At 34.8% G+C, this 19,523-nt stretch carries 24 protein-coding genes; all 24 read left to right on the top strand.

Features of this window, described 5'->3' with window-relative positions:
• Nucleotides 1-97 precede the first annotated feature (97 nt).
• The 24 genes from JOD07_RS05310 (at nt 98) to JOD07_RS05195 (ending at nt 19,513) form a co-directional block, all read left to right on the top strand.
• Entirely contained in the window at nt 98-649 is a 552-nt protein-coding gene (locus tag JOD07_RS05310; RefSeq protein ID WP_158738847.1) for a Holliday junction resolvase RecU, read from the top strand.
• Nucleotides 650-688: 39 nt separating this feature from the next.
• Nucleotides 689-1,975: a glycosyl hydrolase gene (locus tag JOD07_RS05305; protein WP_158738848.1), complete on the top strand. Its 1,287-nt coding sequence runs from the start codon at nt 689-691 to the stop codon at nt 1,973-1,975.
• A gap of 167 nt (nt 1,976-2,142) precedes the next feature.
• On the top strand, nt 2,143-2,778 hold the full coding sequence (gene udk, locus JOD07_RS05300; RefSeq protein ID WP_274596552.1) for a uridine kinase: 636 nt from the start codon (nt 2,143-2,145) through the stop codon (nt 2,776-2,778).
• 238 nt (nt 2,779-3,016) lie between these two features.
• Nucleotides 3,017-4,294, top strand: a complete 1,278-nt coding sequence (gene hisZ / locus JOD07_RS05295) for an ATP phosphoribosyltransferase regulatory subunit (protein ID WP_204612642.1) — start codon at nt 3,017-3,019, stop codon at nt 4,292-4,294.
• On the top strand, nt 4,291-4,932 hold the full coding sequence (hisG, locus tag JOD07_RS05290; protein ID WP_158738851.1) for an ATP phosphoribosyltransferase: 642 nt from the start codon (nt 4,291-4,293) through the stop codon (nt 4,930-4,932). The genes hisZ and hisG overlap by 4 nt, the downstream gene beginning before the upstream one ends.
• A 12-nt stretch (nt 4,933-4,944) precedes the next feature.
• A complete protein-coding gene (gene hisD, locus JOD07_RS05285; protein WP_408609338.1) occupies nt 4,945-6,240 on the top strand; it encodes a histidinol dehydrogenase in 1,296 nt (431 codons plus the stop codon).
• Complete coding sequence (gene hisC / locus JOD07_RS05280; RefSeq protein WP_158738853.1) at nt 6,233-7,288, top strand: histidinol-phosphate transaminase; 1,056 nt, start codon at nt 6,233-6,235, stop codon at nt 7,286-7,288. The genes hisD and hisC overlap by 8 nt, the downstream gene beginning before the upstream one ends.
• Before the next feature lie 50 nt (nt 7,289-7,338).
• Nucleotides 7,339-7,935: an imidazoleglycerol-phosphate dehydratase HisB gene (gene hisB, locus JOD07_RS05275; protein ID WP_158738854.1), complete on the top strand. Its 597-nt coding sequence runs from the start codon at nt 7,339-7,341 to the stop codon at nt 7,933-7,935.
• 1 nt (nt 7,936) lies between these two features.
• Nucleotides 7,937-8,560 (top strand): imidazole glycerol phosphate synthase subunit HisH, encoded by a 624-nt coding sequence (hisH, locus tag JOD07_RS05270; RefSeq protein ID WP_158738855.1) that lies wholly within the window; start codon nt 7,937-7,939, stop codon nt 8,558-8,560.
• Complete coding sequence (hisA, locus tag JOD07_RS05265) at nt 8,538-9,260, top strand: 1-(5-phosphoribosyl)-5-[(5-phosphoribosylamino)methylideneamino]imidazole-4-carboxamide isomerase (protein WP_158738856.1); 723 nt, start codon at nt 8,538-8,540, stop codon at nt 9,258-9,260. The genes hisH and hisA overlap by 23 nt, the downstream gene beginning before the upstream one ends.
• A 4-nt stretch (nt 9,261-9,264) precedes the next feature.
• Nucleotides 9,265-10,026, top strand: a complete 762-nt coding sequence (gene hisF, locus JOD07_RS05260) for an imidazole glycerol phosphate synthase subunit HisF (protein ID WP_158738857.1) — start codon at nt 9,265-9,267, stop codon at nt 10,024-10,026.
• A 32-nt stretch (nt 10,027-10,058) separates the two neighbouring features.
• Complete coding sequence (gene hisIE, locus JOD07_RS05255; RefSeq protein WP_204612634.1) at nt 10,059-10,700, top strand: bifunctional phosphoribosyl-AMP cyclohydrolase/phosphoribosyl-ATP diphosphatase HisIE; 642 nt, start codon at nt 10,059-10,061, stop codon at nt 10,698-10,700.
• A gap of 56 nt (nt 10,701-10,756) precedes the next feature.
• Entirely contained in the window at nt 10,757-11,173 is a 417-nt protein-coding gene (locus JOD07_RS05250) for a putative ABC transporter permease (protein ID WP_158738858.1), read from the top strand.
• 123 nt (nt 11,174-11,296) lie between these two features.
• On the top strand, nt 11,297-12,067 hold the full coding sequence (locus JOD07_RS05245; protein WP_158738859.1) for a glycosyltransferase family 2 protein: 771 nt from the start codon (nt 11,297-11,299) through the stop codon (nt 12,065-12,067).
• Between the two features lie 28 nt (nt 12,068-12,095).
• A complete protein-coding gene (locus JOD07_RS05240) occupies nt 12,096-12,458 on the top strand; it encodes an EamA family transporter (RefSeq protein WP_158738860.1) in 363 nt (120 codons plus the stop codon).
• Nucleotides 12,451-13,878: an ArnT family glycosyltransferase gene (locus JOD07_RS05235; RefSeq protein WP_158738861.1), complete on the top strand. Its 1,428-nt coding sequence runs from the start codon at nt 12,451-12,453 to the stop codon at nt 13,876-13,878. Before JOD07_RS05240 ends, JOD07_RS05235 begins: the two co-directional genes overlap by 8 nt.
• 156 nt (nt 13,879-14,034) lie before the next feature.
• Complete coding sequence (locus tag JOD07_RS05230) at nt 14,035-15,198, top strand: RNA-binding domain-containing protein (RefSeq protein ID WP_158738862.1); 1,164 nt, start codon at nt 14,035-14,037, stop codon at nt 15,196-15,198.
• 64 nt (nt 15,199-15,262) lie between these two features.
• Entirely contained in the window at nt 15,263-15,625 is a 363-nt protein-coding gene (locus JOD07_RS05225) for a DRTGG domain-containing protein (protein ID WP_158738863.1), read from the top strand.
• 3 nt (nt 15,626-15,628) lie between these two features.
• Nucleotides 15,629-16,039: an ATP-binding protein gene (locus tag JOD07_RS05220; RefSeq protein ID WP_158738864.1), complete on the top strand. Its 411-nt coding sequence runs from the start codon at nt 15,629-15,631 to the stop codon at nt 16,037-16,039.
• 26 nt (nt 16,040-16,065) lie between these two features.
• Nucleotides 16,066-17,379, top strand: a complete 1,314-nt coding sequence (locus JOD07_RS05215; protein ID WP_158738865.1) for a [Fe-Fe] hydrogenase large subunit C-terminal domain-containing protein — start codon at nt 16,066-16,068, stop codon at nt 17,377-17,379.
• 11 nt (nt 17,380-17,390) lie between these two features.
• Nucleotides 17,391-17,726 carry a DRTGG domain-containing protein gene (locus tag JOD07_RS05210; protein WP_158738866.1) on the top strand — a complete coding sequence of 112 codons (336 nt, stop codon included), beginning with the start codon at nt 17,391-17,393 and terminating at the stop codon, nt 17,724-17,726.
• Nucleotides 17,727-17,728: 2 nt separating this feature from the next.
• Nucleotides 17,729-18,427 carry a PHP domain-containing protein gene (locus tag JOD07_RS05205; RefSeq protein ID WP_158738867.1) on the top strand — a complete coding sequence of 233 codons (699 nt, stop codon included), beginning with the start codon at nt 17,729-17,731 and terminating at the stop codon, nt 18,425-18,427.
• Between the two features lie 175 nt (nt 18,428-18,602).
• A complete protein-coding gene (locus tag JOD07_RS05200; RefSeq protein WP_204612623.1) occupies nt 18,603-19,094 on the top strand; it encodes an NADH-quinone oxidoreductase subunit NuoE family protein in 492 nt (163 codons plus the stop codon).
• 20 nt (nt 19,095-19,114) lie between these two features.
• Nucleotides 19,115-19,513, top strand: coding sequence for a (2Fe-2S) ferredoxin domain-containing protein (locus JOD07_RS05195; RefSeq protein WP_204612621.1), 399 nt, complete (start codon nt 19,115-19,117; stop codon nt 19,511-19,513).
• The last annotated feature ends 10 nt before the right edge of the window (nt 19,514-19,523 follow it).

Genomic DNA, 19,523 nt, shown 5'->3' with positions numbered 1-19,523 from the left:
CCTTACACTATTAAGTATAATACATTTTTACAAAATACTCAATGAATAGATTTAAGATTTATGCTAATATAGTAAAAAAAGAATTTGGAGTGTTATTATGGGATACTGGAACACCAGAGGTTTAAGAGGAAGTACATTAGAAGAACTGATTAATTTTACCAATGAAAGATATAGGTCAAGGGGCTTGGCAGTGATTCAAAAAGTGCCTACCCCAATTAAACCTATTCAAATTGATCAAAAAAGCAGAACCATCACTTTAGCATATTTTGACCAAAAAAGTACCGTAGACTATATTGGGGTTGTACAGAGCATTCCAATATGTTTTGATGCAAAAGAGACAAGCAAGAAAAGCTTGCCTATACAGAATATTCACCCTCATCAAATTCTGTTCATGGAAGATTTTCAAAAACAAGACGGCGTAGCATTTCTGCTGGTTTACTTTATCGAATACGATCAGTATTTCATGTTGCCCTTTGAAATATTGAAAAAATACTGGGACAGGGCTCAGGAGGGAGGAAGAAAATCCATTCCTTATGAAGCATTTCCGAAGGAATTAGAAATATTCAGTAAAGGAGGAGCCTATATTCACTATCTCGAGGCATTGAACACATATCTTGTAGGAAAAAAGCAAAATAGGAATAAAAAATAATATAAATGGAAAAGATATCATGTGAAGGAAGGGATTTGTGTGAAGCTGAAACTTTCTCATATGATGATCTTTTTATTTTTATTCTTAACAAGTTGCAGTACATCAAAAAAAGATAACGCGCCTATAACTGATACAGAAGAAAAAGAAGTATCAGCAGCTCAGGCGATTATTGAAATAACCGATTATAAACTTTACAGGAGTATTTCAAGACCGCTCAGTTTATATGAGCCTAAAGAAGGCTGCTATCTGGGGGCTTATATTTTATCAAATTCCGATATTAATTTTGACATTGAAACTTTCGAAAAAATTACTGAAATCAGTCACGCTATTTATTTAAGAAATATGAGATTAGGTGCTATTTTTCCGATTGAATGGGTTTTAGAGTGTACGTCTCGTATGAAGACGCCATGCATTATTTTACAACCTCCTTCAAAAGATTTTCCCTATCAGGATTATTTGTTGGAAGAAACCGCAAAAGAATTCGGCTATTATTTCATTCCTATGTTTGTTCAGTTTTATCCTAATCCACATCAATACGACAACCCGAAAGAATACAAAGACTTCTTTCTAAAAGCAAGGAAAACTTTTAAAGAATATGCTCCCAATGTAGCTTTTATATGGAGCGTCAATTTGGAAAATTGCAAAGACAGCTTGACATATTATCCTGGAGATGAAGCGGTGGACTGGATAGGTATAGATGTTTATGATTCAATTTATATTCGTAATGAAAAGAATGACAGAAATGTATTTGAAGATATAGATTATATTTATTATACTTTTCAAGGGAAAAAACCAATGATGATTTCGCAGCTGGGAATATCCCATTATTCCAACAAAGACCATGGATATTACATAGACGAAGCAGCTCAAAAAATTACTACCCTTTATAATACTATAAGAACTCATTATCCTCAAATTAAAGGCATAAACTATATGGATTTTGACAATATTGAGGTTGCTCCTGATGGAATGGGACAAGACAATTTTAAAATTACTGGTGAGAGCCAACTGACAGAAGCTTATAAAAAAGCCTTGAAGGATCATTACTTTATTGATTCCCTTGACATCCAAACTACATCTGCCGTAGAAAAGCAGTGGATTGTCAGCTACTATCCTATTTATAAGCAAAATGAAAAAATATATATTTCCGAAAAAGTTATAAAATATGAATGGAATGACATGGGATTTGAGATCGATGAAGAAAAACCAATCTGGGTGAATCAGAATGCATATTATTCATTAGAAAACTTGATAGAGGGCAGTAACTTTAATATGTATATTGATTCCAAGAATAATCAAATTAAGATTCAAGAAAAAGGTATATAAGGAAGCTATTATCCTTATATATCTTTTTTATTTTAAAAATCTTTAAGTCATTTTGCAATATAGAGTATGAATATTGGATAAAAATAAATTTCATTCCTGCAAATAAATATCTTTTAATGCAGAAGAAATTTATATATAATAGAGAAGACATTTAAATCATAAAACTATTGAGGAGAGAAATTATGGGGAATGTAATTGTTATTGGTGTAGCCGGGGGAACGGGATCTGGTAAAACAACTTTAGTCAATCGATTAAAAGAAGAATTTAATAATGAAGTCGTTACAATTAGTCATGACCATTATTATAAGTCTAATGATCATTTGCCTCTGGAAGAAAGAAAAAAATTAAATTATGATCATCCCAATGCTTTTGATACAGCACTGATGGTCTCTCATATAAAAAGACTAAAAAATGGAGAAAGCATAGACCGCCCTTCCTACTCTTTTGTGGAGCATACAAGAACAAAAGAAACGGTACATATTACACCGGCAAAAGTAATTATTGTAGAGGGAATTTTAATTTTCGAAAATAAAGAGTTGTTAAGTTTAATGGATATTAAAATTTTCGTTGATACGGATGCAGATGTACGACTGATTCGAAGACTTTTAAGGGATGTAAAGGAAAGAGGAAGAGATTTAGATTCAGTCATCAATCAATATCTCACAACTGTAAAACCGATGCACGAAGAATTTGTTGAACCCAGTAAGAAGAATGCCGATGTTATTATTCCTGAAGGTGGATTTAACAGTGTTGCACTTTCTATGATTATAGATAAAATTAAAACTTTCCTGTCTCATGAGTAAAAGTTATTGTAAATTGAATAATAATCATAATAAAGTCGCCCACCGGGCGATTTTATTATTTTGCAAAAAAACTTATCCTACTTCCAAATACCTAAATTTTTATTTCACAAATGAAAAGAACTCGATTTCTTATATAAGAAAAAATTGACAAAATATCTATTTAGTTATATAATGTTTGTAATTTATTAATTTATAACTTCACACTGATAAAGAGATGCATCAGTAAAGGAGGGCTACTGTGAAAGATTATAGACTTCATACGCCAGAGGGAGTCAGAGATTTGCTTCCCCGAGAATGTGCTAAAAAGATAGAAATCGAGAGAAGGATTGAATCTGTTTTTAACAGATATGGATATTATAATGTCCAAACGCCTACTTTTGAGTATTATGATGTTTTTTCAGAGGATAATGGTAAGATTCAGCAGAAACATATGTATAAGTTTTTTGACAGAGAAGGAGCAATTCTGGCTCTAAGACCTGATATGACACCTCCTATTGCCAGAATGGCTGCTACGACACTGAAAGATGAATCAAAACCTATCCGTCTTTGTTATATTGATAAGGCATTTCGATATAATGAAAGTTATCAGGGAAAGACAAGAGAGTTTTCTCAGGCAGGAGTAGAATTGTTGGGAATGAATTCTGATGAAGCCGATGCAGAGGTCATTGCTTTGGCGGTCAACAGCTTAAGTGCAGCAGGACTTAATGAGTTTCAAATTGATTTAGGTCAGATAGATTTTTTTAAAGGGGTATTAGAAGAGGCTGGTTTAAGTGCAGAAGAGGAAGAAGAGATCAGACAATTAATTGAAAATAAAGATTTTATTGGAGTAGAAGAGTTTATAGAGCAATTTCCTATTGCTTCTGACTTAAAACAACTGTTTTTGGATTTGCCTAAACTTTGTGGCTCAATAGATGTTATAGAAAAAACAAAGAACTTAACCAATAATTCAAGATCAAAAGAAGCTTTGGAAAAATTAAAAAGAGTTTATGAGATTTTGTGTGATTATGGTGTTGAGAAATATATCTCATTTGATCTTGGAATGGTCAGCAGAAGCAATTATTATACAGGAATTATTTTTAGAGGATACACTTATGGAACAGGTTTTACGATTTTAGAGGGAGGGCGCTATGACGGACTGGTTGGAGAATTTGGGAGAGATTGTCCTGCAGTAGGCTTTGGAATTACTGTAGAACAACTTATGAATGCCATTAACAGGCAAAAAATAGAGATACCTGTCTGGAAAGTAGATACCCTTCTGGTTTATGAACCAAAAGGAAGGAAGCAAGCATTAATGACTGGAGACCTCCTTAGAAGCCAGGGCATGTATATTGAAAATAGTTTAATTCATGAAGATATAGAACAAAATAAAAAGTATGCCCGCTCAAAGAACATAGGAGGAATATTATACTTTGAAGATGATCAAAATGTACAGCTTATTAACTTAATGACTAATCAAACCATAAGGACGACTGTGGAAGAATTGATTCAAAAGGCAGATAAGGGGGAGACTGAATGAGATACTTAACATTTGCCCTGGCCAAAGGAAGATTAGCGGATAAAACCATGGAACTACTTGAGTCTATTGGTTTTACTTGCGAGGAAATGAAAGAAAAATCGAGAAAATTAATTTTTACTAACGAAGAATTAAAACTCAAATTCTTTTTGGCAAAGGCTACGGATGTACCTACATATGTAGAATACGGGGCAGCAGATATAGGGGTGGTAGGAAAAGACACCCTGTTAGAAGAAAAAAGGAATTTATATGAAGTACTCAATTTAGGCTTTGGGAAATGTCGTATGGTTGTAGCAGGTCCAAAAGAAATGAAAGAAAAATTGGAAAGCGGTCAGGATTTATTGCGGGTAGCCACCAAATATCCCAATATAGCCAGTGATTATTTTTATCATAAAAAGCAGCAAACTGTAGAAATCATTAAACTAAACGGTTCTGTAGAATTGGCGCCTATTGTTGGATTGGCAGAAGTGATCGTTGATATCGTTGAAACTGGAAGTACTTTAAAGGAAAACGGGTTATTTGTGTTAGAAGAGATATGTCCTTTATCTGCCAGAATGGTGGTCAATCGTGTAAGCATGAAAATGGAATACGATCGAATAACTGATCTTATTGAAAAAGCAAAAAAAGTAATCAATGAATAGGGTGAGAAAATGATAAGAATAATAGATAATCAGGATTATAAAGCTGAAATTTTTATAGAGGAATTGTTGAAAAGATCCCAGCTGAATTTTAAAAATGTACAGGATATAGTGGATGATATCATAGACAATGTACGCAATAATAAGGATGAAGCAGTTTTAGACTATACTCGTCAATTTGATCAAGTATCTTTGACATCCCAAACGATCAAAGTCACAGAAGATGAAATTCAGGAAGCTTATAAAAAACTGGATGAAAAATTAATATCCATTCTTCAAAAAGCAGCTGACAGGGTTAGATCTTTTCACGAAAAACAAAAAGGAAACAGTTGGATTGCACCGGATGAAAAAGGAACCATATTAGGTCAAATGGTAATGCCTATGGAAAGCGTTGGAGTATATGTACCCGGAGGTAAAGCTGCCTATCCTTCTTCAGTACTTATGAATGTTATTCCGGCACAGGTTGCAGGAGTAAAAAGAATTGTAATGGTAACTCCTCCTCAAAAAGATGGTAGTGTTAATCCAGGCGTATTAGTAGCTGCTAAGATCAGTGGTGTTACAGAAATATATAAGATAGGAGGAGCTCAGGCAGTTGCAGCCCTGGCTTTCGGAACAGAAACCATTCCTAAGGTTGATAAGATTGTAGGACCCGGAAACATTTTTGTCACTCTGGCTAAAAGAACTGTATTTGGCCATGTAAGTATTGATTCCATCGCAGGGCCCAGTGAAATTCTGGTGGTGGCAGATGACAGTGCAAATCCAGTATTCGTTGCTGCAGATTTGTTATCCCAGGCAGAGCATGACGAATTGGCTTCATCCATTCTTGTAACAACCAGTAAGGAATTAGCTTATGCTGTAAAAGATGAATTGATTCGACAAACAGAAAAGCTTTCTCGAAAAGAAATTATCACAAACTCTTTAAAAGATTTTGGGGCTATTATCATCGTTAATACCATAGATGAAGCCATAGAAATCAGCAATAAGATTGCACCAGAACATTTGGAAGTCTGCACCAGGGAGGCACTTTCTTTACTGCCTAAAATTAAAAATGCAGGGGCAATCTTTTTAGGACATTATTCGCCAGAGCCTCTAGGGGACTATATGGCAGGGCCTAACCATGTTCTTCCTACCAGTGGAACAGCTAAATTTTTCTCTCCTCTTAATGTAGATGATTTTATGAAAAAATCCAGTGTGATCTTCTTTCCGCAAGAGGCTTTAAAAGAACTAAGTGATGATATCATTATTTTTGCAGAAGCTGAAGCATTAACGGCTCATGCGAATTCAGTGAGAGTGAGGTTTGAAAATGCTTAAAGACTATATAAGGAAAGAGCTGAGAGAATTTAAACCCTATCATGCAGCATTCAGACCTCAGAAGATTAAGTTGGATGCCAATGAAAGTCCTTTTTCTCTAAGTGAGAATGTAAAAAGTAAATTGATCCAATGGATTGAAAAGGAAGAAAATCTCAACCTCTATCCGGACACGGATTCGACAGAATTAAGAGAAGCTCTGGCTTCTTTTTGGAAAGTTAATGTGGAAAATGTAATCTGTGGAGTAGGTTCAGACCAGCTTATTGACTGTATGATGAAAGTGTTTCTGGAACCGGGGGACAGGGTTGTAATACCTGATCCTTCGTTCAGCATGTATCGCTCCACAACTATTTTAAATCACGGGGTACCGATAGAAGTTAAATTGAATGAGGATTATACCTATCCTGTTTCCGAGATCATTAAAACGTGTAATAAGTACAATTCTAAAATACTCATTTTATGCACTCCAAATAATCCTACAGGTAATCTGCTTCCAACCAGGCAAATTGAGGAAATTGCCCAAAATGTGAAATGTCCTATTCTTATTGATGAAGCTTATGGCGAATTTTCTAATGAAACTATGATTCCTCTTATAGAGAAATATCCTCACATGGTAGTCTTTAGAACTTTCTCAAAAGCCTATGGATTGGCGGGCCTTAGAGTAGGATATGGTATTGGAGACAGGGAGATCATAGATGCTATCTATTTAACGAAACCCCCTTATAATCTCAATGTGCTTTCTCAAAAAATAGCAACATGGGTATTACAAGACGAAAAAGTCAATCGAGAAAGAATAGATTACCTTAAAACTGAACGAGAGTATTTAATCAAGGAATTAAGAAAAATTCCCAATATTAAAGTTTTTGATTCTGATGCCAATTTTATCTTAATTGAAACTCAGAATTCTGAGCTGGCCAATCAATTAGAGAAAAAAGAAATCTTTGTGCGTTCCTTTGGTGTCTGTGAAGGAACGTTATTACTTAGGATTACTGTAGGAACTAAAGAACAAAACGAAAAATTATTGAAGGTTTTAAAAAGCATCATCATTTAGATCAGGTAAGTGTCGGTAAATTCTATGAGATCAGTAAAGGAGAATATAAAATGCTTGAAAGAAAAGCTCAGGTTCATAGAAAAACTAACGAAACAGATATTAAAATGTCTATCAATTTATACGGTTCGGGGATCTCTCATATAAAAACGGGTATTGGTTTTTTTGACCATATGTTAACTCATATATCCAGACATGGATTCATCGATTTAAATGTTGAAGCCAAAGGGGATTTGGAAGTTGACTGCCATCATACCATAGAAGATGTAGGCATCGTTCTGGGACAGTGTATTGCTAAAGCTCTGGGAGATAAAAAAGGTATCAAAAGGTATGGTTCCATGATTTTACCTATGGAAGATGCTTTGGTGTTGTGCGCCATCGATCTGTCTGGCCGCCCATATCTGGGGTTTGATGCACAATTTACTGTGGAAAAAGTTGGAGAAATGGATACAGAGATAGTGGAAGAGTTTTTTAGAGCAGTATGTATTCATGGAGGACTGAATGTTCATATAAAAGTCTTAAGCGGAAAAAATAATCATCACATCATTGAAGCGATGTTTAAAGCATTTGGGAAGGCATTGGATGAAGCCACACAGTTAGATGCCAGAATTGAGGGAGTGCTTTCTACCAAAGGCATTTTGGAGGTGTGATATGAGTATTGCAATTATTGATTATGGTATGGGAAATCTGAGAAGTGTCCAGAAAGCTTTTGAATTTTTAGGATATGAAGCACAGGTTACTGAAAATAAAGAAGAAATACGTAAAGCAGATCAAGTTGTTCTTCCGGGGGTTGGAGCATTTCGTGATGCCATTAAAACTTTACAGGAAAAAAGACTGGATGAAGAGATTTATAGGGCAGTAGAAGATGGGAAACCATTCTTAGGAATTTGCCTGGGTATGCACCTGATTTTTGAAAAAAGTTATGAATATGGTGAGTATCAGGGGTTGGGATTATTAAAAGGAAATATCGTAAAGCTTCCTAATACCGTTAAAGTTCCTCATATAGGATGGAATTCCTTAAAGATTGAAAAACGAGCACCCTTATTTGAAGGACTGCCGGAAGAACCTTATGTTTACTTTGTGCATTCCTATCACTTGGAAACGGATGCTTCGGTTGTATCTGCAACAACCTTTTATGGCAAGGAAATACAAGTGGCGGCACAAAATAAAAATATATATGCAACTCAATTTCATCCTGAAAAAAGTGGTAATATAGGCCTTAAGATATTAAAAAATTTTGGAGGATTAAAGAATGAGAATTTATCCAGCGATTGATATAAAAGGTGGAAAATGCGTAAGACTTTCTCAAGGGCGATTTGATCATGTAACAGTATACAGCGATAATCCGGTTGATATGGCAAAAGAGTGGGTAAAAAAAGGAGCTTCATTTATTCATATTGTGGACTTAGACGGAGCATTATCAGGAGAAGAGGCCAATAAAAATGTCATCAAAGAAATTGTTAAAAATATGAATGTGCCTGTTCAAACCGGAGGAGGGATCAGATCAATTGATTCCATCAAAGACAGACTGTCTTTAGGAGTGAATAGGGTGATTATCGGGACTGCAGCAGTTAAAAACCCGGATTTAGTGAGAGAAGCAATCAAGCTCTTTGGTTCTGAGAGAATTGTTGTTGGAATAGATGCCAAAGACGGTAGAGTTGCTGTAGAAGGTTGGGAAGAATTAAGCGATGTATCAGCAGTGGACTTATGTCTTCAAATGAAAAAAATCGGTGTTAAAACGATCATTTATACCGACATTTCTAAAGACGGCATGCTCTGTGGCGTCAATATTGAAGCTACGAAAGATTTAATTGATAAAACTGATATGGATATTATTGCTTCTGGAGGGGTAGCTGCTTTATCGGATTTAGAGAAGGTAAGCCAAATTGGTGCAGAAGGCGTTATTATTGGAAAAGCACTTTATCAGGGGACTATAGACTTAGCACAGGCAATTCAGCGATTTGAATCGAGGTGAGATGATGCATACAAAGCGAATCATTCCTTGCTTAGATGTTAACAATGGAAGGGTAGTTAAAGGTGTTAATTTTGTAAATTTAGTAGATGCAGGAGATCCTGTTGAGATTGCTGCAGCTTACAATGAAGCTATGGCAGATGAAATTGTGTTTTTGGATATTACTGCTTCATCAGATGACAGAAGAATTATGATCGATGTTGTTGCAAAAACAGCAGAAAAAGTATTTATACCTCTTACTGTTGGAGGGGGTATTAGAAGTATCGATGATTTTAGAAACATTTTAAGTGCAGGAGCAGATAAAATTTCTGTCAATTCTGCTGCTTTAAAGCGACCAGAGCTTATTACAGAAGCAGCAGAACGCTTTGGAAATCAATGTGTTGTAGTGGCAATTGATGCAAAAAAAAGAAAAGATAATACTGGTTGGGACGTATATTTAAACGGAGGTCGTGTCAATACTGGAAAAGATGCTGTACAATGGGCAATAGAAGCAGAAAAAAGAGGAGCTGGAGAAATACTTTTAACAAGCATGGATTGTGATGGAACGAAAGCAGGATACGATTTAGAGCTAACCAAAGCTATTTCTCAAGCCGTTTCTATTCCTGTTATTGCTTCTGGTGGAGCAGGTACGATGGAGCATTTCTATGAGGCATTAACAGAGGGTGGGGCGGATGCAGCATTGGCTGCTTCCTTATTTCACTTTAAAGAAATGGAAATTAAAGATCTAAAAGAATATCTTAAAAGAAAAAATGTACCAGTTAGAATATAACTTATAGTTTATAAACAGGAGGACTGAATAATATGGAGATCATCGATGATATAAAATATGATGCCCAGGGATTAGTCCCTGCAATTACTCAAGACATATATTCAAAAGAAGTGCTAATGGTTGCTTATATGAATAAAGAAGCACTGCAAAAAACTTTAGAAACTGGAAATGTTCATTATTATAGCCGAAGCAGGCAAAAGTTATGGCTTAAAGGGGAAACTTCCGGACATTTTCAAAAAGTAAAAGAGATTTCTTTTGATTGCGATTTAGATGCAATTTTAATCCAAGTTGAACAGATAGGAGCTGCATGCCATACAGGCAATCGTACTTGCTTTTATCGCTCTCTTAAAAATAATGAATTGGTCGAAAAAGAAGCCAAAGATCAAAATCAAGATAAATTTGAAGTCTTACAACAAGTATATGATGTGATAGTGGACAGAAGAAAGAATCCTAAAGAAGGTTCTTATACAAATTATCTTTTTGATAAGGGAATTGATAAAATGCTAAAGAAAGTAGGAGAAGAAACTGCAGAAGTGATTATTGCATCAAAGAATAATGACAAAGCAGAAATTACTTATGAAATATCTGATCTTCTGTATCATTTGATGGTTGTTATGGTGCAAACAGGTGTTCAATGGGAAGACCTTTGCAATGAATTGCTGAAGAGAAGATAAATTGGGAAAAGCTTCATTATAAATATTTATAATTATTTTGGAACAAAATAATCCATATGAAAAAAAGATTTATTATATATGGATTAGCTGGATGGTGTTTGGAAATTATTTGGACAGGTTTAGGTTCTTTATTAAAGGGAAATATTGTTTTAGAAGGTGGAACATATATTTGGATGTTCCCAATATATGGATTAGCTATTTTCTTTGAACCAATTCATAATAAAATGAGAAGCTGGCCGGTTATCATCCGAGGAGGTGTATACACCGTTTTAATCTTTTTTATAGAATATTTTACCGGTTGGGCTCTGCAAATGCTTATAGGAGTTTGTCCCTGGGATTACAGCGGAACCCCGTATTCAATAAATGGTTTTATTCGTTTAGATTATGCTCCGGCATGGTTTGTAGCAGGTTTAATTTTTGAAAGGCTGCATGATCTATTAATCAATATTCATTTGACAAGAACTAAAATATGAATTATAAGCACTTTTCCTTAAGAGATAGTATATCAATCAAGGAAAGTGCTTTTTTTTATTCATAAAAATGAAAAATAGTGAACAGAATAAATTAAAGAAAAGTATAAAGAAAGAAGGGCATCAATGAATTCTAAAGTATTTATCGGTCTTCCTGCATATAATGAAGAAAAAGCACTTCCGGCAGTTTTGGAAAAAATTCAATATGTCCGTGAATCTATTGACCAACCTTTAGAAGTGATTGTAATTAATGATGGAAGTACAGATGGAACAAGAAGAGTTTTAGATGAGTACAGCAAAAAGTATGATTATATTCGTTCTATTCATCATGAGACCAATCGAGGCTTAGGTGCTGCCATTAATACATTGTTTCACACTGTCATAAAGTATGCCAATGATGAAGATCTTCTCGTTACAATGGATGCAGATAATACTCATAATCCTTCCCATATTATAGACATGATTAAGAAGATGAATGAAGAAAGATTAGATCTTATTATTGCTTCTCGTTTTGCAGAAGGGGGAAAGGAGATTGGAGTACCTATTATAAGAAGAATTTATAGCAGGGGAGCGAAATATTTTTTTAAATTATTTTTCAATATTAAAAATATCAATGATTATTCTTCAGGCTTTAGAGTATATCGTATAGGTTATTTACGTCAATCGATGGCTTTGTATCAAAATCAACTCATCACGACCAACGGATTTGACTGTATGGCGGAAATTTTAGCCCGTTTTAGCAAAATCGGTATAAAAGCGGCCGAATATCCATTGATGCTCGAGTATCACTTAAAAGACAGCCAAAGCAAAATGAAAGTTGCCCAGACCATTAAAGGCTATTTTGATTTGTTGCGCAGAGTACGGAAACCAACTTTAAAGAAAGCAGGGCAAAGATAAAATGAAATATACATACATGGAGGTTATTATGAAGAATATATGGGTTGCTTTATTATCGGTTTTTTTGGGGGCAATTGGTCAGGTCATATTAAAAGTCGGAGCGGATCAATTAGGAGAACTGCCGTTTTCCTTTAAGACGTTACCGAAAGATATAATTCATATTATAAAAATACCTCAAATTATATTAGGAATCATACTTTTTTCAGTGAGTTTTCTATTGTGGATTAAGGTACTCACGAAAAATGAGTTAAGCTATAGTTATCCTTTGGTTAGTTTAAATTATATTATCATCATGATTATGTCTGTTTTTTTGCTTGGAGAAGAAATTTCGTTACGTAAAATTCTTGGAACAGTTTTAATCGTTTTGGGGGTTTGGGTGGTTTATGTCTAAGATAAGAGAAAAACTAATCACGTTTATTATTATCTGTCTGATTTTATGTCTTAGAATTCCATATATTAATCAATCTCCCTATGAACAAGGAGAAAGGTGGAGGCAATCTGATACAGAATCCATTGCCCGTAATTTTATTGAACACAGATTTAATATTTTTTATCCCCAATTTAATTACGATGGACCGATGCCAAATTATGTTCAATTAGAATTCCAAGTCACCACATTTCTGATTGCCATTTTGTATAAATGTTTTGGGTATAAATATATGCTTGCCAGAATTGTTCCAATTTCATTTTTTATAGGTTCTTGTGTTTTTTTATATTTAATTGCCAGAAAATATTATTCAATAGAGCAATCCAGAATAGCTCTTCTTCTTTATGGTATTTTTCCAATAAACATCTTCTTCTCCCGCGCAATTATGCCTGAATCTTCGGCATTATTTTTTTATTTGGGGGCTTTTTACTTCTTTGTTGTCTGGATTGAAAAAGTACAGAGAAAGTATATTTTTCTTGCTTCAATTTTTACTGCTTTGGCCATTTCTCAAAAGATCCCTACGATTTTTATTGGTATACCCATGTTAGCGATGGCAATACATAAATATAAAATGAAAATTTTTAAGGTTTGGGAATTATATTGCTTTGGGATTATTTCTCTTGGGACACCTTATTTGTATTTTCATTGGATCAAAAACATTGCAGAATTCAAATTTGTAAATGATATTGCCCAAAAACATATTTTTGTAAGATTTTTTCAGGATTTCTTTACGAGAGAAGCCATGGAATTTTTTCGGGATAAACTTCCTCAAGGCTATACTTTGCAATTATTATGCTTGTCTGTAATCGGATTGATTTTGATGAATTGGAAAGATGAATTTCCTATCGGGATTTGGGCAGGAGCCATGGCTTTGGAATTGATTTTGATTGTTGCAGTGATTCGTTTATATTACTACTTGATATTTGTTGGTCCGCTGATTGCATTGATGGCATCTAAACCATTAAATATGATTTGGAGACATAAATATGGAGGAGTATGGATGACATTAATTATGATATGGGTCGGTTATTCTGCTTATATCAGCTTGGTACCATTCTATATTGAAAAAACTGAAATCATTAAACAAGCCAATATGGTTAAAAAATATACAGAAAAAGAAGATTTAATTGTTGTAGGAACACCTGATCCTGCTTTGCTGAATGCTTGTGAGAGAAAGGGCTGGAGAGCTAATATAAAATATTACGACTATATTCCTAAGGACCCTGTAGAAGAGATAGACTATTATATTAAAAATGGAGCGAAATATTTTGTTCCGATGAAAGGCTGGATTGCCAATGACAATGGTGAATATAAGAAATATCTTGATAATAACTTTACTAAAATCATAGATGAGGAAGGTTATTATATCTATCAATTACAATAAAATATGAACTCAGAAAAATGCGTTCTTCTACTGCAGTAATTTTTTATATACAATATAATTAATTATAAAATTTTTTTGATATTGGGTAATCAAAAAATATTTATTAATGTTTAAGCATAGGAATAGTTAAAGATGATCTTAAGAAGGTGATCGGAAGTGGACATAAAAAAACTAGAGCAATTGCTTAGTCAGCCGGAAGGATTTAAACTGGATTTTAAAGAGAAGCTTCAATTGGACACAGAATCGGCCAAAAAGGAATTTGTTAAAGATGTTTGTGCAATTGCCAATACCAATGGAGGAAGAGGCTACATTGTTTATGGCGTCAAAGATAAATCAAAGGAAATCGTTGGGGTTAATTTAGAGCCTTTTAATGAAGAAAAAATTCAGCAGATTATATGTAACCGCTGTGATCCTCCGGTTCCCATAAGAGTAGACGTGGTGAATTACAGGCAAAAAAATATTGCTGTTATTACAATTTTTAAAAGCGATCAGCGTCCTCATCAGGTAAGGCAGACAGGAACTTTTTATATTCGCAGAGGCTCGACAACGGATATTGCCAGAAGACATGAGATAGCAAACATGCTTCAGGAAAATGGATTATCAAGTTCAGAGCAGATCGTTTGCAGAAAAGTTCCACTCAGTGAACTGGATGATACTCTTATAAAAAAGCATATCTTAGGAAACGGAGTGATTCCTGAAGAAAATCGACTTATTTTGCTAGAAGGATTGGGGATCATAGGGAGAGAGTCTGAGAGATCTACATATCATCCTACAATGGGAGGCCTTTTGCTATTCGGAAGGTATCCTCAAAATTATCTTCCACATACAGGCATAAAAATAGAATATAATGGACAAGGTTATGCGATCAGAGGGAATCTTTTAAAAATGTTGGATAGTTCGGAAGAACTTATTGCATCTTTTTTCAAAGACTCATCTTATCCGGTTCAATCGATTTATGATGCTTTATGCAATGCAGTTGTTCACAGGGATTACTGGGACATGACGCGAGAAATCGTAGTTACGATTGACAGCCATAAGATAGAAATTTCCAACCCAGGCTCTATTTGGATTGGAGGGAGCATTAAGAAGTTAATGGAAGATCAAAATCCTCCCAGAAGAAATCCCTGGCTTTATCAAAGATTACTTTTAATTGATCAAAAAGAACGTTTCCTTAAATATGGTTTAGGAATGAAAAGAATTAAGAAGCCTTTTAAAAATATCGGGCGGGTGAAGATCTTTAATTTTCCTAACAAGAATTTATTTAAAATTGTACTTCCTGGAGAAGCTATTTTTCAACTCCACAAAAATTATTCTATCTGATATAATAATGTTTAAAATAAAAATTTTTAAAATTAAGTTTTCAATTGCAAATGGAGGAAAGGGTATGAAGTTAAGGGAAGTAAAAGAGATTCTCAATGCAGAAGTTTTAGTAGGTGAAGATCGTTTAGACAGAGAAGTTTTTTTGGCTTGTGGTTCTGATTTGATGAGTGATGTTCTTGCCTTTGTAAAAGAAAAAATAGTGCTTTTGACAGGGCTTGTAAATCCCCAAGTAATTCGAACGGCAGAAATGATGGATATTAAAGCAATTGTTTTTGTAAGAGGAAAGAAAGTTACGCAAGATGTTCTTGAACTGGCAGAATCGAAAAAAATGGTTATTTTGGCCACTCAGCATCCATTATATATCGCTTGTGGTTTGCTGTACAGTAATGGGCTAACAGGAAAAGAAGAAAAAGCGGAGGAAAACTAAACTATGAACCTTAGTTTCAAAGTAGATGGAGATGAGTTTACTTTAGCAGGGGAATCTTCAAGTCAAGTAAAAAAAGTATTGAAGCAGTTGGGAATTGCTCCTGAAATTATTCGAAAAATAGCAATTGCAATGTATGAAGCTGAAATCAATATGGTTATTCATGCCAATGGGGGGACTATTGACGTCGAGATTACTCCTGAAAAAGTATACATCGTTTTAAAAGATACAGGTCCTGGAATACCTGATATTGATTTGGCGATGCAGGAGGGGTATTCTACTGCTTCTGAGCAAGTTCGTGAGTTAGGGTTTGGCGCAGGTATGGGACTTCCGAATATGAAAAAATATAGTGACAATTTAAAAGTAACATCAGAAGTCGGTAAGGGGACAACGGTAGAAATTACAGTATACATTTAAGAGAGAAAGTCGGAGAAGGTGATTAAATGTGGGAATGTTTACACTCCGTGACTCTCCAGGAAGAGAAGTGCAGGGGATGTACGGATTGTATTAAACGATGTCCAACGGAAGCCATAAGAGTAAGAAACGGTAAGGCTAAAATTATTAGTGAACGTTGCATTGATTGTGGTTTGTGTATAAGGGTATGTACCAATCATGCCAAAAAAGCAGTAACCGATACTTTGGACAGTTTTTCGGAATTTAAATATAAAGTTGCGATACCTGCACCTACTTTATATGCGCAGTTTAAGGATATATTGGATATAAATATTATTTTAACAGGGCTTAAAAAGCTTGGATTTGATGAAATTTATGAGGTCGCCAGAGGTGCAGAAATTGTAACGGCGGCTTCTAAAAAGATATTAGAAACCAATGCGATCCCTAAGCCGGTTATATCATCTGCTTGTCCAGCGATCGTCCGTTTCATTCAAATAAGATTTCCTGAATTGATTCATCATATACTTCCAATTATTTCTCCCATGGAGGTTGCAGCAAGAGAGGTCAAAGCCAATTTAGTCAGGAAAGGAATCAATGAAAAAGATATAGGTGTATTTTTTATAAGTCCTTGCGCTGCGAAAGCTACGAATGTAAGAAATCCCATAGGTTTTGATAAATCTTCTGTTGATAAAGTACTTTCAATTAAGGATGTATATATGAAGCTTATCCCAGTATTAAAAAAAATCGAGCATCCAGAAATTCTCAGACAAAGCTCCAGCAATGGGATTGGATGGGCTATGTCTGGCGGTGAAGGAGAATTTTTAGGCATTGATAATTACATAGCTGTTGATGGTATAGAAAATGTTAATAAAATCTTGGAAAAGGTAGAAAACGGAAAACTTATAGATGTTGATTTTATTGAAGCATTAGCTTGTCATGGAGGGTGTTTAGGAGGGCCATTGACTGTCGAAAACAGTTTTGTAGCCAAAAATCATCTTAAAAAGCTTTTACGTCATTCAGCGACATTAAAAGAACAAGATGATAAGGAGCAATTAATCAGCGACTCCAATCTTATATGGAATAATCCAGTGAATTCAAAGCCAGTTATGACATTGGATGAAGATATGGAGAAGGCAATCAAAAAGCTGGAAGAATTAGAGGGAATATACGATACCCTTCCGCAGATTGATTGTGGCTCCTGTGGTGCACCAAATTGCAGAGCTCTGGCTGAAGATATTGTAAGAGGCAATGCAAATATTGAAGACTGCATTTTTATGTTAAGACAAAAAGTTAGGGAAATGGCAGAAGCCATGGTTAATCTTTCACAGAAGTTGCCTCCGGCTTTTAGAAAAAATGATGATTAGGAAGTGATGAAATGACCGTAAGAGAATTAATGAAAACTCTTGGATTATCCATAGTTGCAGGGGAAAATGGATTGGATAAGGAGATTACAACAGGATATGTTGGAGACTTATTAAGCTGGGTGATGGCCAATGCGAAACCAGGGGCAGCTTGGATTACTATTCAAAGTCACGTGAATATTATAGCCATTGCGTCATTATTAAATTTATCTTGCATTATTATTGCAGAGGGTGCTCACATAGATCAGGATACTATCGAAAAAGCTAATGAAGAAGACATTCCTGTATTCTCTTCAGAGATCAATGCATACCAGCTTGTGAAAAAACTAACCGAAATAGGAATATCTTAGCAATGAAATATGCTTATGATTTCCATATTCATACGGCCCTTTCACCCTGTGGGGATAACGATATGACCCCCAATAATATCGTGAACATGGCATTGTTAAAAGAATTAGATATTATCGCTATTACTGACCACAATTCCTGTGAAAATGTTAAAGCAGTCATGAAAGTAGCGGAAGGGACAGAACTTATTGTTATCCCAGGGATGGAAGTTGAGACATCTGAAGAAATACACGTGGTTTGTCTATTTCCCGATCTCGTTTCGGCATATCAGATGCAAGACTTGGTTTATAAACATTTACCGCCCCTGGAAAATAGAGTGAGTATCTTTGGAGAGCAACTAATTCTTAATGAGCAAGATGATATTATTGGAGAAAACAAAAGATTACTTTTAACTGCAACTTCATTAAGTGTTTACGACGTAGTAAAGTATGTTAGAGCCTTTAGTGGAGTTGCTGTTCCTGCTCATATAGACCGTTCATCTTATAGTATTTTATCAAATTTAGGATGGATTCCAGAAGATTTAGATGTTCATACACTTGAAGTTTCAAAGAATGCAGATTTAGAAAAAGCTAAGTTAAAATACAGTCAATACAATGTGATCCGGTCTTCGGATGCGCATTATTTGCAAGATATTTCTGAAAGAGAGCAGTTTATCGAATTAGAATCAAAATCTATAAGTCAAGTTATTAAATTATTAATATGAAAGGTTTGTACATTTATAAAGATTTATGTTATAATATTGACAATGAAGTTGAAAGTGTGCTAACTTCATAGTTGTGCTAATAACATATTTTTTTTGCTAATCAATTCGGCTTCTTTATGAAATCGAAATTTGATTACGCCTAATTTAATTTCATATACTTGAAGGGGGAATAAAAATGGCTAATTGTGCAAATTGCACAAACGAATTGTCTGAACGCGGTTTCCGTGAGTTAGAACAATTTATTGACGAACTAAGTGATAAAAATGGAGCTCTGATCTCTGCATTACATAGGGCTCAAGAGATTTTTGGATACCTTCCAAAGGAAGTACAGCAGTTTGTAGCAAAGAAGTTGAACATACCTGTATCTAAAGTATATGGTATTGTAAGCTTCTACTCATTCTTCACCATGATTCCTAAAGGAAAATACCCAATATCTGTTTGTATGGGAACAGCTTGCTATGTTAGAGGTGCTGATAAAGTTTTAGATGAGTTTAAAAGAGAATTAAATATTGAAGTAGGAGAAACAACGGCTGATGGAAACTTTTCGCTGGATGCACTGCGCTGCGTAGGGGCATGCGGATTGGCTCCCGTAGTTTTAGTTGGAGAAAAAGTATATGGTCGTGTTACTCCGGACCAAGTAAAATCAATTCTTAAAGAGTATGAATAGGTTATTGGGGAGGGAATGTCATGGCTAAAATAAAATCTTTAGATGAATTAAAGCAATTAAGAGAGCAATTTAAATCAAAAGTGGATATAAGAGAAAAAGGCGACAACATGGAAAAATTAGTTCAGATCCGTGTGGCAATGGCAACCTGTGGAATAGCGTCAGGAGCTAGAGAAGTTATGAATGCATTAGTTGATATTGTTGCCAATGAAAAATTAGATAATGTAGTTATATCTCAAACTGGCTGCATGGGATATTGTTATGCAGAGCCTACAATAGAAGTTGCTATTCCGGGAGAAGAACCAGTGGTATTTGGGGAAGTAACCGTAGAAAGAGCTAAGGAAATAGTAGAAAAGTATGTGAAAAATGGCGAACTATTAGACGGAATCATACCTGTGAGTCATAAAACAGTGGATGAGTAATTGTAAAAGG

Origin of the sequence: Defluviitalea raffinosedens (assembly GCF_016908775.1) — a bacterium.
Classification (GTDB): Bacteria; Bacillota; Clostridia; order Lachnospirales; family Defluviitaleaceae; genus Defluviitalea; species Defluviitalea raffinosedens.
This window is presented reverse-complemented; position numbering and strand designations above follow the sequence as displayed.